Raw genomic sequence first — 15893 nt, 5'->3', positions numbered from 1 at the left:
CGACACGAACAGTTCCGGTCAATATGCTACAGATTTCCAACCTGACCTTCAGCGCCTGGGGCCGCCAGTTTCTGGACAATGCCTCTGTCGCCCTGCCACCGGGCTCCAAGGTGGGTCTGGTGGGCCGTAATGGAATCGGCAAGTCGACTCTGTTCAAGATCATCCTTGGCGGTCTGGCCGCCAATGGCGACGAGGTATCGATTCCGAAGAACGCCCGCGTGGCCTCGGTCGATCAGGAACACCCCGCCACGCCCGTCAGCGTGCTGGAAACGATTCTGGAAGCGGACAAGGAGCGCCACGAGCTTCTGACGCGCCTCGAGACCGCCGAGCCGGAAGAGATGGGCGAAATCTGGATGCGTCTGATCGAGATCGACGCCGACAGCGCTCCGGCCCGCGCCTCTGAAATCCTTGTCGGTCTGGGCTTCTCTCAAGAAGACATCCAGCGCCCGATGGCCCACTTCTCGGGCGGCTGGCGCATGCGTGTGGCACTGGCGGCGGCCCTGTTCGCAGAGCCGGACCTGTTGCTGCTGGACGAACCGACCAACTACCTCGACCTTGAAGGCGTGGTCTGGCTGGAGCAGCGTTTGAAGCGCTATCCGCACACCGCCCTGATGATTTCGCACGACCGCGACCTGCTGAACTCGGTCTGTACGCACATCCTGCACCTGTCGAACCGTAAGCTGGACCTGTACACCGGCAACTACGACACGTTCGAGAAGACGCGCTCCGAGAAGCTGCGTCTCATGCAGGCCAATCAGGCCAAGCAGGACGCCGAGCGCGCCCACCTGCAAAAGTTCATCGACCGCTTCAAGGCCAAGGCCTCCAAAGCCACACAGGCCCAGTCGCGCGTCAAAAAGCTGGAGAAGCTGGAACGGATCGAGCTGCCGCCCGAAGAGCGCGTGGCTCCGTTCATCCTGCCGTCGCCGGAACGCCCGTTGCCGCCGCCGCTCATCCGTCTGGAAGGCGCGAACGTGGGCTATGAGGAAGGCAAACCCATCCTGCGCAACCTCAACCTGCGCATGGACCTTGATGACCGTATCGGTCTGCTGGGCGTGAACGGTGCCGGTAAATCAACCTTTGCCAAGCTGATCGCCAAGGCGCTGGACGTTCAGACCGGCGAGTTCCACCGTGACGGCAAGATGCGCGTGGGCTGGTTCCACCAGCACCAGATCGAGGCGATGGACCCCGAAGACACGCCGCTTCAGATCATTCTGCGCGCCATGCCCGAAGCCTCCGAGAACAGCCGCCGCTCACGTCTGGCCCAATGGGGCCTGCCGTTCGAGAAGCAGGACACCAAGGTGGCCGCCCTGTCGGGTGGCGAGCGTGCGCGCCTGCTGCTGAACCTTGTGGCCATGGATGCGCCGCACATCCTCATCCTCGATGAACCGACCAACCACCTGGATATCGACAGCCGCCGCGCCCTGCTGGATGCGCTGAACGAATATACCGGCGCGGTCATCCTGATCACCCACGACCGCTCGCTGATGGAGCTGGTGGCCGACCGCCTGTGGCTGGCCGCCGACGGCACGGTGAAGCCGTTCGAAGGCGACATGGACGACTACACCAAATTCGTTCTGGAACGCGCCAAACAGGGCATGAAGCCCTCGCAGGTGAAGAAGGAAGAAAAGGCGCAGGCCACTCAAGCAGAGAGCGCCCGCGGCGCGAACGGTAGTGGCCAAGCCAAAAAGAAAACCAAGTCGCCTTCGACCCTGCGTCACGCTGTGAAAAAGGCCGAAGAGGCCATGAACGCCATCTCGGCCGATATCGCCAAGGTCGACGATGAGCTCGTAGCTGCTGCCGCCAAGGATCCGAAGAAGTTCGAAACCCTTAGCCGCAAGCGTGCCCAGCTTCAGACCGAACTGGAAAATGCAGAAGCGGCTTGGGTCGCTGCCGAAGAAGAACTGGCCGAGGTTAGCTGATGTCGAAACCCGCTCCCATCCTGACCGCCGACGAACGCGACGAAGCCGCCAACCGTCTGCGGGTCTGGCTCCGCGATGAGCAGGATGTGGAGCTGGGTCGTCTACCGGCTGAAATGCTGGTGGGCTTTATCGAGCAGCACATAGGGCGTCTGTATTACAATCGCGGGCTGCGCGATGCCGAGACCCTGATCCGCGCCAAGGTCGAAGATACAGCCGACGCCCTGTACGGCATGGAACGTTGAACGCAAAAAAGGCCGCCCCGATACGGAGCGGCCTTTTTTCAGGTCTTAGCCGCAGCTGACGCGGCTGATGATGCCCTTGTCGTCATAGGTAAATGTCACCCGGTCGCTGCGATAGTCCATGGTCGCCATGCACTCTTCACACAGGACGCGGAAGACGAGGTTGGGCGCGGCAGCCGGCAGTTCGCTACGCGGCTTGCCTACCCACGACTGCCAGTCCTCGATCCGGCATTGGGTGGCATCGACAGTAGAGTCATGCCCATCGCCCTGCTGCACCGGCGCGCAGGCCGCCAGGGCCGAGACACCCAGCGCCACCGCTGCGCCTTGTAGAATTATCTTAAACATAAGGCCTATCCCTTTGTTTTTGCTGATCAGCCACAGCTAATCCGCTCGATGCGACCCGATTCACGATCATAAAAGATGTTCAATCTGTAGGGGGAGTAATCCTCGGTCACCGGACATGCGGTGCAGGTCACGCGACGGTTGACCACATCGACCGGAACAGGAATTTCGCTGCGCTGACGCCCTACCAGCCATTGCAACTCGCCCGCCTTGCACATGTCGGCATTGGTCTGTGGCATCTGGGTGCCGATGGGTTGCTGGGCACGCACTTCGGCCACACCTTGCGGGCCGATCGGCGCAGACGTCGTCGCATATGTGGGGGCCCGCGTCGTGGGACCACAGGCCGCAAGGGCCACAGCCAGGATCAGGCTGCCCGCTCCCAGCGCCCTTCCTCGGACTGGCGCCAGTAAGCCAGATCGGCGTCCGCACCCCTCAGCGCTTTCCAGCGTCCGCGTGCATGCTGAAGTGACTGCTCGTCCCGACCGTCGAATATGATGAAACACCGAGAAAACTCCGTCGTAGAACCCAGTTCTGAGTCATCAACGATGAACAGGGCCTGAGCGGAATTCAAATTCTCGCCTGTGTCGGAAATCAGTATCGGTTGAACGGCATCGAACTCTCCGCCCGATCTTCCATGGGGAAGGAAGCTGGCGGGTCGATAGGTCCACAGTTTCTCATCGATATCGTCGATGCTGGCAGCATCTTTCACGCGCACCAAGGCGCGCCAGCCCCGCTGGAGGGTTTTCTCCAGCAGGCCCGGCAACACCTGATCGAGCGATGACCGCTCGAGGTGGTAGAACCAGATTTCCGTTTTCGTGTCGGACACCTAGGCCCTACCCCCGATTTGAAGCGATTTAGGCTTCGTACTTGTCAGCGACCAGTTGGTCGAGCAGGCGTACGCCATAACCCGCAGCGCCGTCCGGCACGGTCGGGTTCTTGGAGTCCTTGACCCACGCAGTCGAGGCGATGTCGATGTGCGCCCACGGCACGCCGTTGGTGAAGCGTTGCAGGAACAGAGCCGCGGTGATCGAACCACCGGCGCGGCCATTGCCCATGTTCTTCACATCGGCGATCGGGCTGTCGATGTGACGCTCGTATTCCGGCGGGATCGGCATACGCCACGACTTCTCGCCAACCTTCGGACCGGCAGCAGCCAGACCTTCGGCGATTTCATCCGAGTTAGTGAACACGCCAGCGTATTCGTTACCCAACGAAATGATGATCGCACCGGTCAGGGTTGCCAGATCGATCATGAACTTCGGCTTGAAGCGGTCTTGGGTGTACCAGAGCGCATCGGCCAGAACGAGGCGGCCTTCGGCGTCTGTGTTCAGCACTTCGATGGTCTGACCGGACATGGAGGTGACCACATCACCCGGACGCTGGGCGTTACCGTCAGGCATGTTCTCGACAAGACCCAGAACGCCGACAGCGTTCACCTTGGCCTTACGACCGGCCAGAGCATGCATGAGGCCGGCCACGGCAGCAGCGCCGCCCATGTCCCACTTCATTTCTTCCATGCCGTCAGCAGGCTTCAGGCTGATGCCGCCGGTGTCGAAGCAGACGCCCTTGCCGACGAAGGCAATCGGCTGCTCGCCGGCCTTGCCGCCGTTCCACTGGATCACGGCCAGCTGGCTTTCACGACGCGAGCCTTGGCCGACGCCCAGCAGCGAGCCCATGCCCAGCTTTTCCATCTCCGCTTCGCCCAGGATTTCCACCTTGGCACCCAGCGATTCCAGTTCCTTCACGCGACGTGCGAACTCTGCCGGATAAAGGATGTTAGCCGGTTCCGACACCAGATCGCGCGAGAAGAACACAGCGTCAGCCACAGCCGACAGAGGCTCGAAAGCGGCTTCGGCAGCGACCGGATTTTCCGTCAGGATGCGGACCGTCTTGATGGACGGCACCTTCTCCGGCTTTTGCTTGGTGTGATATTTGTCAAAGCGGTACGAGGCCAGACGCACACCGAAGGCGGCGCGGGCAGCCTGTTCCGGCGACAGAGACGTGGTGTCGATGGTCAGGATTTCTGCACCCGACATTTTGACCGCAGCATAGGCCGAGGCGGCATAGGCTTCGGCGGCCAGATCATCGAACTTTTCGGCAGCGCCGGTACCCACCAGCAGCACGGCGTCAGCGTCGACGCCTGCGGGTGCCAGAACCGACAGCGTCGTGTTCGACGCCCCCTTGAAACGGCCCGAACCCATGGCCTTGGTCAGCGCGCCCGAGGCGGCTGCATCCAGCTTCGAACCAAGACCCGCCAACTGACGTTCTTCCTGAACCATCACAGCGAGGTACTGCGACTGTTCCGCGGAAGCGACGAACTGAATCTGCATAAAACTTCTCCGGCCAGAAAAATCTTCTCTGGTGGCGTTTGAATTTCGACAGGAACGCGCCAACAGTTCCGTCGGTGCGTTCGGACGTGTATTACATGGCCCGCATCGCCCGCGCCTGCAACACAGGCGTACATTTAAAAGCGTTCATCCTTCCCCTATGACGATCATCCAACGCTACCTGTTTCGCCAGATCGGCCTGCCAGTTCTGGCGGCCCTCGGCGCGCTGGCCGGAATCGGGCTGCTCAGCCAAAGCCTTGAACAACTTGAGGTAATCGTCGAGCGCGGCCAGAGCATCTGGGTGATGATCAAGCTGACCCTGCTGGCCCTGCCCCAGTTGCTGGCGGTGATCCTGCCCATCGGCCTGTTCGTGGGTGCGCTGGTGGCACTGACTCGCCTGCAACGCGAACAAGAGCTGACCGCAGCCTATGCGGCGGGGATGAGTCGCTGGGCGCTCATCAAGCCGGCCCTGACCATTGCGGTGATCACGGTGGTGGTCGGCCTGTTGACCACCACCTTGCTGCAACCGTGGGGCCAGCGCGAGGGCCGTCGCCAGACCTTCGCCATCCGCACTGATCTGGCGGCGCTTCTGGTGCAGGAAGGACAGTTTGTTCAGGGGCCGGACGGGTTGGCCGTCTACGTCCAGAACATCGAGCAGAACGGCCTGATGCGGAACCTGTTCGTCTATCTGGACAATGGCACCAGCGTTACCACGTGGGATGCCGAAACCGCCCGCTTTGGTCGCATCGACGGTATTCCGGTGCTGACCATGCAGGACGGCTCGATGCAGCGCTATTCCTCGCAACAGGTGCTGAACTACCTGTCATTCGACAACTATGCCATCGACCTCACGCCATATGCGCGCGGCACGGATCAGAGCATCCGCTACAAGGCATCGGACCTGTGGATGCACCAGTTGTTCATGCCGGACGCGGCAACCCTGAAAATGGCGGGCACGCGCGGTGAACTGGCCGCAGAAGGCCATTCGCGCCTGTCCTCTCCGCTCTATGCCCTGACCGGCATGGCCTTTGCGCTGGCGGCCATTCTGGGCGGGGCTTTCAGCCGCACCGGCTATGGCGCGCGTATCGCCAAGGCTGCGGGCCTGTTCTTGGTGGTGCGGGTGATTGGCTATGGACTGGTGGCCGGTGCCGCCTCCGTCCCTGCGCTGAACATACTTCAATATCTGGTGCCGCTGGCCGCGACGGCGATTGCTCTGCGGGTCCTGTTCCGCGCGTTGAAGCCCAAAAAGCGCCGCGCCCTGCCCCTGATGCGTAAGGAGGCCGTGGCATGACCCTGCGCCTCGGACGTATCGAACGCTATGTTCTGACCCAGCAGCTGAAAGCGTTGGGTGTGGCTCTGGCCGTGATCGCGGCCCTGGTCATGCTGATCGACTTTGTCGAGGTCTCTCGCGGATTGAACTCTGACGGGGAACTGTCGGGCTTCAAGGTGCTGGGCCTTGTCGGGGTGAAGTCTCCGGCGGTGATTGTCCAACTGCTGCCGTTTGTCTTCCTGTTCGGCACGCTTGGGGCCTATGTCAGCCTGAACCGCCGCAGCGAGCTGATCGCTATGCGGGCCGCGGGCATTTCGGCGTGGCGGTTCGTGCTGCCAGCCGCCGCCTGTGCCTTTGCGCTGGGTATCGCCTCGGTTACCGTGATCGGCCCGCTGGCCGCCGCCGGTGACGCCCACTGGCAGTCCGAGCGCAGCCGCATCAACAACTTCGGCAAGGATAATACCGCCCAGGCTCCCGTCTGGCTGCGCGAAGGCGACGATGCGCGCCAGATGATCATTCGCGGTGCCAGCCAGAACCGCGCCAATGGTCAACTGCTGGGGGCCAGTTTCTTCATCTACACCACGTCTGAAGACGGCAAGCGCCGTTTCAGCGAGCGGATCGATGCCGAGACCGCAACCCTGAACGCCGGACGCTGGCGCCTGACCAATGCGGTCGGCGGGCAGAGCGGCCAGCGCGCGATGCAGTACGCGACCATGGATCTGCCGTCTAACCTGGCCAATGAAGAGGCCTTCCAGCAGTTCGCCCGCCCCCAGTCGCTGTCCATCTGGCAACTGCCGCAGCAGATCAGCCGCATCAACAGCGCGGGCTTTGCCTCGACATCCTATGACCTGCGTCTGCAACAACTGTTGGCCACGCCACTGATGTTCGCAGCCATGTCCATTCTGGCGGCAGCATTTTCGCTTCGTCTGATGCGTTTGGGAGACATGGCCCGTATGGCGGTCTCAGCCGTGGTTTTGGGCTTTGCCTTTTATTTTGTGAATCAATTTTCTGCCGCCATGGGATCGGCAGAGGTGGTTCCGCCGTTTGTGGCCGCGTGGTTGCCTGCGATTTTGACCGCGCTCGCCGCCATCACCTTGCTGATCTATACCGAAGACGGGTAATCCGGACACTGACCCTCTTGTTGAGGCGAAAATGATCCGATCCACACGGGAAAACTGTATGCGTGACCGCCATAGCCCCAAAGCAGGAGCCCTGCGCCTGAAGCTGATGGCCGGTGCTGCCCTGGTGGGTCTGCCCCTTATCTTGTCGGCAGGCGTGGCCTCTGCGCAGGACGCGCCCCGCGTCACGGTGCAGGAAGATGACGGGCTGACGCCTGAAGCCGTCTATGTGGAAGCCGATGCAGCTCAACGCGACGCCGATCTGGTGACCGCACAGGGCGCGGCTGATTCCCGCGTCTTTGCCCGTTTCCGCCAGCACAATCTGCGCGCCGAAGCCTTCACCTATGACCTGAAGACGGGCATTGCTACCGCCTCCGGTCAGGTCGAGCTGATCTCGCCCGATGGCGTGGTGGTCAACGCCAGCCAGCTGGAACTGGACAACCAGCTGCGCACCGGCATCGCGGTCGATCTCGCTACCCGCACGCCGGACGGTGCCACCCTGATGGCCGCCACCGCCGTGCGACGTTCGGAAAACGTGTCCGAGCTGAACCGCGTACTGTTCATCCCCTGCCCCGTCTGTGAAGACGATCCGGACCGCAAGCCTGCCCTCAGCTTCCAAGCCGAGAAGGCCGTGCAGGATGAGGAACTGCGGGCCATCCTTTATCGCAATGTGGTGATCCGTCTTGGCGGGGTGCCGGTGTTCTACACGCCCGTACTAGCCCACCCCGACCCGTCAGTAGATCGTGCCTCGGGTTTCCTGATCCCGCGCGTCGACTATGACCGCGCTCGCGGCATCTCAGCCGAAGTGCCCTATCTGCACGTGGTATCGCCATCGGAAGACTGGCTCTTCAATCCGCGATTTAACTCCAAAGTCCCGCCGTTTTTGAACCTGCAATGGCGTCGTCGATTCAATGACGGCACGGTGGTGGCGCGCGGTGGCTATACCTATGCCCGCAACTTCGGCGACTTTGACCAGGACGGCGACGGCAAGGCTGAATCAAACGTGGCCTTCGGGGATCGCACCCACAGATCCTATATCTTGGCCCACGGCGAGTTTGACCTGCCCGGACCATGGCGCTGGGGCTTTACCGCCGAGCGGGTGTCGGACAAGACCCTGTTTGACCGATACGATGTCGAAGACCCCTATCAGGACAACGGCCTCTACTATGGCGATCGCCGTCGCCTGATCAGCCAGCTGTACACCGAACGCCAAACGGAGCGTTCATACCTTTCGGTTGCCGCCTTCAGCATCCAGAGCCTGCGCGTCGCTCAGTTCAACGACATCACGCCTGCGCTGAACATCTTTGAATCCGACAACAGCCTGCCGCTGGTCGCGCCGATCGTCGATGCGCGCTGGGAGCCGGAAGGTTCAGTTCTGGGAGGACGCCTCCGCCTGATGGGCAGCGCCGTGGCCCTGACGCGCGGAGAATACTCCGGCAACCCCGCACAACGCCCCGAAGCCGTCGGCGTCGAGGAACTGCTGGGCGTCGACAGCCGCCGCATCACCGGCCAGCTGGAGTGGCGCCGGGTTATGACCTCGGCAATCGGCATCCGTTATGAGCCTTTCGTGGACCTGCGCGCAGACTTCTACTCGGTCAGTGACGTCAATGTCCTGCTCGGTGCGGAGGATGACTTTATCTCCCGGGGTCGCGCATTGGCCGGGGTCGATGTGTCCTATCCGCTTTTCCGTCCGGTTGGCACCAACGGGAGCCTGATCCTTGAACCGATGGCCCAGTTGTCGGTGTCCAATCAGGTCCGCACCAGCCGCTTCATCCCCAACGAAGACAGCCAGACGCTGGAACTGGACCACATCACCCTGTTCCGCACCGACCGTTTCCCGGGCTATGACCTGATGGAAGGCGGTCTTCGCTTCACGGCGGGCGGCCGCGTAACCTACAACTGGGACGGCAACCGCTCGGCCAGTCTGTTCGTGGGTCGCAGCGTACGCGACACGGACAACGACGACTTCCTGACCCCCGTTCCAGACGATGTCAGCCAACTCTACGATCCGTCGGGCTTGGCGGGCCGGGCTTCCGATTGGGTGGTTCAGGGCACCTTCGATCCGTCCGACCGCATGCGCGGCTGGTTCCACGCCGTCGCGGACAAGGACGGCAATTTCCGTCGTGCCGAGGCCACTATCAGTGGTGATTGGGGCCGCCGCAACTCGGGTGCGCTGAGCTATATTCTGGACCGCTCCAACCCCGTGCCGGGCGAGTTCAACCGCAACTATGAATTTGTCCAACTGGCCGCCCAGCAGTTCGTCTATCGCAACTGGGGCATGACAGTGCGCGGCATCGCCGATCTGGAGCGTAATGAAATCACGCGCTCCGAGGTCGGTGTGTTGTTTGACGACGACTGCTTCCGGTTCGAGATCGGCTGGCGCCGCGATAACACGCGTGTTCGCCCCACCGGTCCGTCCGAAGGTATCTTCTTCCGCCTAAACCTCGCCACTTTTGGCGGGACAGGCTATGATCGCAGCGAATTTCGGTAAGGAGGTCGCATGATCATTGATCATACGCCGCTTCCGCCTGCATCGGGCCCCTGTAAGGGCCGGGTACAGACCGTTCTAGGGAATCAGGACTGACGATGGGTTTCAAGCGTTTCACTACCGGTGCAGCAGTGGCTGCCCTGCTGGCAGCCGCCACTCTGGGCCAAGCCATTGCACAATCGGCACCGCCGCCCTCCTCGGAACAGGCCGCAGGGACCCTGAACCCGGCTGCGGAAGCCGCACCGGTGCGCGCGGCCCCACAATCCCAGTTCCAGATGGCCGATGGCGTGGTGGCTTCGGTCAATGACCGAATCATCACCGGTTTCGACCTGCGCCAGCGCATCCTGATGACCATCGCGATGACGCAGGTTCAGCCGACGCCGGAAACCTTTCCGGCTCTGCAACAACAGGCCCTGAACGACCTGATCGACGAGCGCCTGCAGGCGCAGGAAATCGCCAAGTTCGAGCAACTGCGCATCTCGGACGAGGAGGTCGACCGCGAAATCGCCAGCATGGCCCGCGAAGTCGGTGCCACGCCCGAAGCCTATATGCAGTTCCTCGCCCAGGGCGGCATCCAGATTCCGGCTTTCCGCGAAAGCATCCGCACCCGTCTGGGCTGGTCGGACCTGACCGTCGGCCGCTTCCGTGACCGCGCCCGCGTCAGCCGCAGCCAGGTCGATCAGGCCATGCGTCAGCTGACAGAGTCGGCCACCAAGCCGCAATATCTGATCGGCGAGATCTATCTGGACGCAGCCCGCGTCGGCGGCATGCAGGAAGCCATGAACGGTGCCCGCCAGCTGGTGCAGCAAATGGTTCAGGGTGCACCGTTCCAGGCCGTGGCCCGCCAGTTCTCCTCGGCCCCGTCAGCCGCCCGTAACGGCGATGCCGGCTGGGTGGTTCAAGGCACGGTACAGCCGGCCCTGCAATCGGCGCTCGACGTTCTCGAAGTCGGCCAGTTGTCGAGCCCGATTCCGGTCGAGGGCGGCGTCTACATCATTTACATGCGTGACAAGCGCGCCGGTGCCGCCACCAGCCTCGTTTCGATGAAACAGGTCATGGTCGAACTGCCCGAAACGGCCACCGAAGCCGAGGTCAGCGCCGCCTCCGCCCGCCTGAACGCTGTGCGTAGCCAGCTGACCTGCGACAACATTCTGACCGTTGCCCGTGGCCAAGACGGCCTGCTGGGTGCCGACCTGGGCGAAGCCGACGTGTCGGACCTGCTGCCGCAGTTCCAGCAAGTGGCGCGCTCGGCCCAGATCGGCACTGTGTCCGATCCCGTCCGCTCGCCGCTGGGTCTGCACCTGCTGGCCGTCTGCGACCGTCGTCTGGGCGGCCCAGAGGCCCCGTCGCGTCAGCAAATCGAAAACCGCCTGCAAGGCCAGAACTTCGCCATGCTGGGTCGCCGCTATCTGCGTGACCTGCGCGAAGATGCCCTGATCGAAATCAAGCAATGATGGACGAGCCAATGATGGGGGCGCGCAAAGGCGGTCCCCTCATTGTGACGATGGGCGACCCCGCAGGCGTCGGCCCCGAAGTGATCGCCAAGGGCTGGGACGTGCTGCGTACCGAGCGCCAATCGGTGCTCAAGCCAGCCCCCCTGCCCTTCGTGGTTCTGGGCGATGCGACCATTCTGGCGCGTCAGGGCCTGCCGGTGGAATCGGTTATTGCGCCGTCTGACGCCTTTTCAGTCTTCAACCGTGCCATTCCAGTGATGGACCTGCCCGCGCCCGCCCCCGTGGTGGCCGGACAACCCGACCCTCGAAATGCCCCCGCCGTCGCCGACTGGATCGAGCGCGCTGTGGACATGTGCATGTCGGGCGAAGGTTCGGGCGTGGTCACGGCCCCTATCGCCAAGGCGCCCATGTATGCGGCGGGCTTCCGCTTTCCGGGCCATACCGAGTTCATCGCCGAACTGACCGCCGAAATGCCGTTCGTCGGTACGCGTGGTCCGGTCATGATGCTTACGGCCCAAGACCTGCGTGCCTGTCTGGTGACGATCCACGTGCCGATCGACCAACTGCCCGAGCTGGTGACCTTCGAGCGCGTCACCCGCATCACCCGTGTGGTGCATGAGGCGATGAAGCGTGACTTTGGCATTGCCAAACCGCGCCTCGCGCTGGCGGGGTTGAACCCGCATGCGGGCGAAGGCGGCTCCATAGGTCTGCAGGAGGTCGAAATCCTGTATCCCGCAGCGGCCCAGCTGCGCGGCGAAGGTATCGACATCACCGACCCGCTGCCTGCCGACACCCTGTTTCACGAGGACGCCCGCAAACGGTACGATGCGCATATCTGCCTGTACCATGATCAGGCGCTCATCCCTGTGAAAACGCTGGACTTTTGGGGCGGCGTAAATGCCACCTTGGGCCTGCCGATTGTGCGCACCTCGCCCGATCACGGCACGGGGTTCGATATCGCCGGAAAGGGCATCGCCCGCGCCGACAGCTTTATTGCGGCAGTAAAACTGGCTTCCGAGATGGCGGCCAAGCGCGCGACGCGCTAACACCTGCGTCGTGACCGACCACCTGCCCTCCCTCCGCGAAACGCTCGACGCCCATGGCCTTTCGGCCAAGAAGAGCTTTGGCCAGCATTTCCTGCTGGACCTGAATGTTACCCGCAAGATCGTGCGCTATGCCGGCCCGTTCGAAGGCCGCAATGTCATCGAGGTCGGACCCGGCCCCGGTGGCCTGACCCGCGCCTTGATTGAAAGCGATGCGGGCAAGGTCATTCTGGTCGAGAAAGATCCGCGCTTCATCCCGCTGCTGTCCGAACTGGACGACGGCTCCGGCCGTCTGACCATCCATGAGGCCGACGCCCTCAAGGTCAAGGAAGCCGAACTGTCCGAAGGCCCGACCCATCTGGTGTCGAACCTGCCCTATAATGTCGGCACGCCGCTTCTGATCAAATGGCTGACCGGCCCGTGGCTGCCGCATGCTCTGACGCTGATGTTCCAGAAGGAAGTTGCCGAGCGCGTGGTCGCCCAACCGGACGACGATGCCTATGGCCGTCTGGCCGTCATTTCCCAGGCCGTCTGCGAGGCGCGCATCGTCATGCACCTGCCCGCCGCCGCCTTTACACCGCCGCCCAAGGTGGCTTCGGCTGTGGTGCATCTGGTGCCGCTGGAAGTGCGCCCAAGCCCAGAGCGGCTGAAGAAGTTGGAACGCGTCACGGCGGCGGCCTTTGGCCAGCGTCGCAAGATGCTGCGTTCCTCGCTGAAACAACTCGGCGGTGCCACCTTGTGCGAAGCCGCCGGAATCTCTCCCGAAGCCCGCGCCGAGACCATCGACGTTGCCGGTTTCCTACGTTTGGCTGATGCCCTGTAATGACCGTTCAGATTGATCCTTTCCGCGCCATCAACATCTCCCGCATTGCCCATCAGCTGAAAGCTGAAGGCCGTTCGGTGATCCATATGGAGTTCGGCCAACCGTCTACGGGTGCCCCTCCCAAGGCAATTGCCGAGGCCCATGCGCGTCTGGATTCCGAGGCCGGCGGCTATTGGGAAGACCCCAAACTGCGTGAGCGTATCGCCCGCCTTTATGACGAGCGCTATGGCGTCACGGTCGATCCGGATTGCGTGATCCTGACGGCGGGGGCCTCCCCCGCTCTGGTGGTGGCCCTGTCGGTGATGTTCAATCCGGGCGACCGGATCGTTACGGCGCGCCCCGGCTATGTCGCCTATCGCAATACGCTCAAAGCCATGCACATGGAGTGTATCGAGATCGGCTGCGGTCCCGAGGTCAGCTACCAGATGACCGGCGCGGCACTGGCTGCCATCGAGCCCGCGCCGCAAGGTGTCATTCTGGCCAGCCCCGCCAATCCGACCGGTTCGCTGATCCCCGAGGCCGAGCTGAAGGCCATCGCCGAGGTGTGCGCCCGCAAAAACATCCAGATCATCTCGGACGAGATCTACCACGGCCTGATCTATGAAGGTCGCGCCCCGTCCATGCTGGAATACGCGCCGCAAGCCACTGTGGTGAACAGCTTCTCCAAATACTGGTCTATGCCGGGCTGGCGTCTGGGCTGGGTGATCCTGCCGCCGCATATGGTTGAACAGGCCCGCGCCCGCATGGGCAATATGTTCCTGACGCCCGCGACGCTCAGCCAGCGCGCCGCCCTGGTGGCCATGGACTGCATCGACGTGCTGGAATCCTATGTCGACGTGTATCGCCAAAATCGCAAGCTGATGCTGGACGCCCTGCCGCAGTTGGGGCTGGCCACTATCGCGCCGCCGGATGGTGCCTTCTACATCTATGCCGACATCAGCCATCTGACCGACAACAGCATCGATTTCTGCGAACGTCTGCTGCGCGCCACGGGTGTGGCCACCGCTCCCGGTGTGGACTTCGATCCGGTCAACGGAAAGCGCTTTATCCGTTTCAGTTTTGCTGTGTCGACGAAAGAAGTTGAAGACGCTATAATTCGGATAACACCGTTTTTCAATGGCTTAAGCGATTGATCTGAAACGGAGGTTTCTCAGGATTTTCGTTCGCGGGGGTAAGGCGTGCATCACAGCCACGACGTCATTTTCATCGCAATGTCGGTGGGCGTGGCAATCCTTGCATCCTGGACCTCACTGGGCCTGCTGGAGCGGGTCCGCGAAAGCCTTCAAATCCGTCGCCTGTTTTGGCTGGTAGCCACCGGCCTCTGCATGGGCGGCGGCATCTGGACCATGCATTTTGTCGCCATGCTCGGGTTTCAGCCCGGCGTAGCGGTCACCTATGACATGGCCCTGACGATCCTGTCCTTCTTGCTCGCTGCCGCAGGAACGTGCGGTGCCTTCTGGGCAGCGGCCAACTCCGAGCTGTCGCGTCGCAACCTGCTGATCGCCGGTGCCGCCATGGGGGCGTCCATCGCCCTGATGCACTACGTCGGTATGGCTGCCGTCCAGACCGAGGCACGCCTCACCTATAATCCTGTGTATGTGGCCCTATCTGTATTGGTGGCCATTCTGGCCTCGCTGGTGGCCCTTCTGCTGGTCCGCAAGCAGTTGGAGCCCATGCAGAGACTGATGGCCGCTATCCTGCTGGGATTAGCCGTCACGGCTATGCACTACACCGGCATGGCGGGACTGACCGTCTCTATTCCCGTCGATGCGGTGCACAGCCCGCCTCACCAGCCCCTGTTTCTTGCCATCGCCACCACGGTCGTGGCGGTGGTGCTGCTCGGTACAACATTGGCGACGGCCCATCTGGATCGCCGCTTGCGCTTCCTGTCCGTTCTGAACGCAGGCGACATCGGCTACTGGGAGGTGCAACTGCCTGGTCGTCAGGTCTGGCTATCGGACTATGCCCGAAAGCTGTTGCAGATCGACGATAACGACCAGATCGACGAGGCAGCCCGCCCTCTGACCGAAGTCGCCATCGCCATGGCCAAGAAGTCGTTGCGCGAACCACAGTCGACTGTGCGCCGCGAGACCGAGATTCAGGTCGGCCAGCGCTGGCTGTCGGTGCGCGGCCGCATGGTCCACCACCGCCGCGAACACCACATAAAAATGGCCGGTGTGCTGCTGGACATCACCGAGGGTCACAAGGTCCGCACCGCCCTCGAAGTCAGCGACCAGCGCCAAAAACTGCTGCTGAACGAGCTGAACCACCGTCTGAAGAACAATTTCGCCAGCATCCAGTCCATCGCCGCCCTGACCGCGCGCGGTAGCCCCGATCTGCCGACCTTTATCGAGACCTTCCAGTCGCGCCTGCTGGCTTTGTCGAACACGCAAACGCTGCTGACCAACACCGGTTGGGAGAGCGCCGACATTGCCGCCATCTTCCAGCAGGAACTGCACCCCTATACAGAGCGCGCCGTCATTCAGGGCCCTACGCTGCTACTGGATCCCAAGCGCGCCCTGTCTATGGGGCTGATCGCCCACGAACTGACCACCAATGCCGCCAAGCATGGCGCGCTCAAGCAATCAGAGGGCAGTATCCACGTGCGCTGGACCCATCCGTCGCCGGAAGGGTTGGTGCGGTTGGAATGGCTGGAAACGGGCGGCCCTGTGGTTCAGGCCCCCAAAGGCAAGGGCTTCGGGTCGCGCCTGATCCAGTCAAGCATCGAAGGCCCGCTGGGCGGCACGGCGCAGATCGACTACCTGCCCACCGGACTGCGCGTTACCTTGAACTTCACGACCCAGGACATGCCACTGGCCACCACGAAAAAAGGGGCCGGAAAACCGACCCCTCGTTCCTGATAGCACTTT

General features: G+C 62.5%; 14 protein-coding genes. 10 read left to right on the top strand and 4 right to left on the bottom strand.

Annotated elements, in window-relative coordinates; all coding sequences use genetic code 11:
* The first annotated feature begins 23 nt into the window (after nucleotides 1-23).
* Both B3B04_RS08190 and B3B04_RS08185 read left to right on the top strand, forming a co-directional pair.
* Nucleotides 24-1919, top strand: coding sequence for an ABC-F family ATP-binding cassette domain-containing protein (locus B3B04_RS08190; protein ID WP_292041780.1), 1896 nt, complete (start codon nucleotides 24-26; stop codon nucleotides 1917-1919).
* Nucleotides 1919-2161 (top strand): DUF2164 domain-containing protein, encoded by a 243-nt coding sequence (locus B3B04_RS08185; RefSeq protein ID WP_292041778.1) that lies wholly within the window; start codon nucleotides 1919-1921, stop codon nucleotides 2159-2161. Before B3B04_RS08190 ends, B3B04_RS08185 begins: the two co-directional genes overlap by 1 nt.
* A gap of 45 nt (nucleotides 2162-2206) precedes the next feature.
* Here B3B04_RS08185 and B3B04_RS08180 read toward each other — a convergent pair whose 3' ends face one another.
* Genes B3B04_RS08180 through B3B04_RS08165 form a run of 4 tightly spaced genes read right to left on the bottom strand, consistent with a single transcriptional unit; the run spans nucleotide 2207 to nucleotide 4830 of the window.
* The gene (locus B3B04_RS08180; RefSeq protein ID WP_292041775.1) at nucleotides 2207-2503 is read right to left on the bottom strand and encodes an I78 family peptidase inhibitor; all 297 of its coding nucleotides are present in this window, start codon (nucleotides 2501-2503) and stop codon (nucleotides 2207-2209) included.
* Nucleotides 2504-2529: 26 nt separating this feature from the next.
* Nucleotides 2530-2856 (bottom strand): hypothetical protein, encoded by a 327-nt coding sequence (locus B3B04_RS08175; RefSeq protein WP_292041774.1) that lies wholly within the window; start codon nucleotides 2854-2856, stop codon nucleotides 2530-2532.
* Nucleotides 2857-2864: 8 nt separating this feature from the next.
* Entirely contained in the window at nucleotides 2865-3326 is a 462-nt protein-coding gene (locus B3B04_RS08170) for a DNA polymerase III subunit chi (RefSeq protein ID WP_292041773.1), read from the bottom strand.
* A gap of 28 nt (nucleotides 3327-3354) precedes the next feature.
* Entirely contained in the window at nucleotides 3355-4830 is a 1476-nt protein-coding gene (locus tag B3B04_RS08165) for a leucyl aminopeptidase (RefSeq protein WP_292041771.1), read from the bottom strand.
* A 157-nt stretch (nucleotides 4831-4987) separates the two neighbouring features.
* Here B3B04_RS08165 and B3B04_RS08160 point away from each other — a divergent pair, with 157 nt between their 5' ends.
* From B3B04_RS08160 to B3B04_RS08125, 8 genes are all read left to right on the top strand, one after another.
* The gene (locus tag B3B04_RS08160; protein ID WP_292041770.1) at nucleotides 4988-6118 is read left to right on the top strand and encodes an LptF/LptG family permease; all 1131 of its coding nucleotides are present in this window, start codon (nucleotides 4988-4990) and stop codon (nucleotides 6116-6118) included.
* Entirely contained in the window at nucleotides 6115-7218 is a 1104-nt protein-coding gene (lptG, locus tag B3B04_RS08155) for an LPS export ABC transporter permease LptG (protein ID WP_292041767.1), read from the top strand. The genes B3B04_RS08160 and lptG overlap by 4 nt, the downstream gene beginning before the upstream one ends.
* A gap of 58 nt (nucleotides 7219-7276) precedes the next feature.
* A complete protein-coding gene (locus B3B04_RS08150; RefSeq protein WP_292041766.1) occupies nucleotides 7277-9706 on the top strand; it encodes an LPS-assembly protein LptD in 2430 nt (809 codons plus the stop codon).
* A 95-nt stretch (nucleotides 9707-9801) separates the two neighbouring features.
* Nucleotides 9802-11157, top strand: a complete 1356-nt coding sequence (locus tag B3B04_RS08145) for a peptidylprolyl isomerase (protein ID WP_292041765.1) — start codon at nucleotides 9802-9804, stop codon at nucleotides 11155-11157.
* Nucleotides 11157-12203, top strand: a complete 1047-nt coding sequence (gene pdxA, locus B3B04_RS08140) for a 4-hydroxythreonine-4-phosphate dehydrogenase PdxA (RefSeq protein ID WP_292041822.1) — start codon at nucleotides 11157-11159, stop codon at nucleotides 12201-12203. The genes B3B04_RS08145 and pdxA overlap by 1 nt, the downstream gene beginning before the upstream one ends.
* 10 nt (nucleotides 12204-12213) lie before the next feature.
* A complete protein-coding gene (gene rsmA / locus B3B04_RS08135) occupies nucleotides 12214-13023 on the top strand; it encodes a 16S rRNA (adenine(1518)-N(6)/adenine(1519)-N(6))-dimethyltransferase RsmA (protein ID WP_292041764.1) in 810 nt (269 codons plus the stop codon).
* Nucleotides 13023-14156: a pyridoxal phosphate-dependent aminotransferase gene (locus B3B04_RS08130; protein WP_292041762.1), complete on the top strand. Its 1134-nt coding sequence runs from the start codon at nucleotides 13023-13025 to the stop codon at nucleotides 14154-14156. The genes rsmA and B3B04_RS08130 overlap by 1 nt, the downstream gene beginning before the upstream one ends.
* Nucleotides 14157-14201: 45 nt before the next feature.
* Complete coding sequence (locus tag B3B04_RS08125) at nucleotides 14202-15884, top strand: MHYT domain-containing protein (RefSeq protein WP_292041761.1); 1683 nt, start codon at nucleotides 14202-14204, stop codon at nucleotides 15882-15884.
* Nucleotides 15885-15893: the final 9 nt, after the last annotated feature.

Source organism: Brevundimonas sp. UBA5713 (assembly GCF_002419815.1).
GTDB lineage: Bacteria > Pseudomonadota > Alphaproteobacteria > Caulobacterales > Caulobacteraceae > Brevundimonas.
This window is presented reverse-complemented; position numbering and strand designations above follow the sequence as displayed.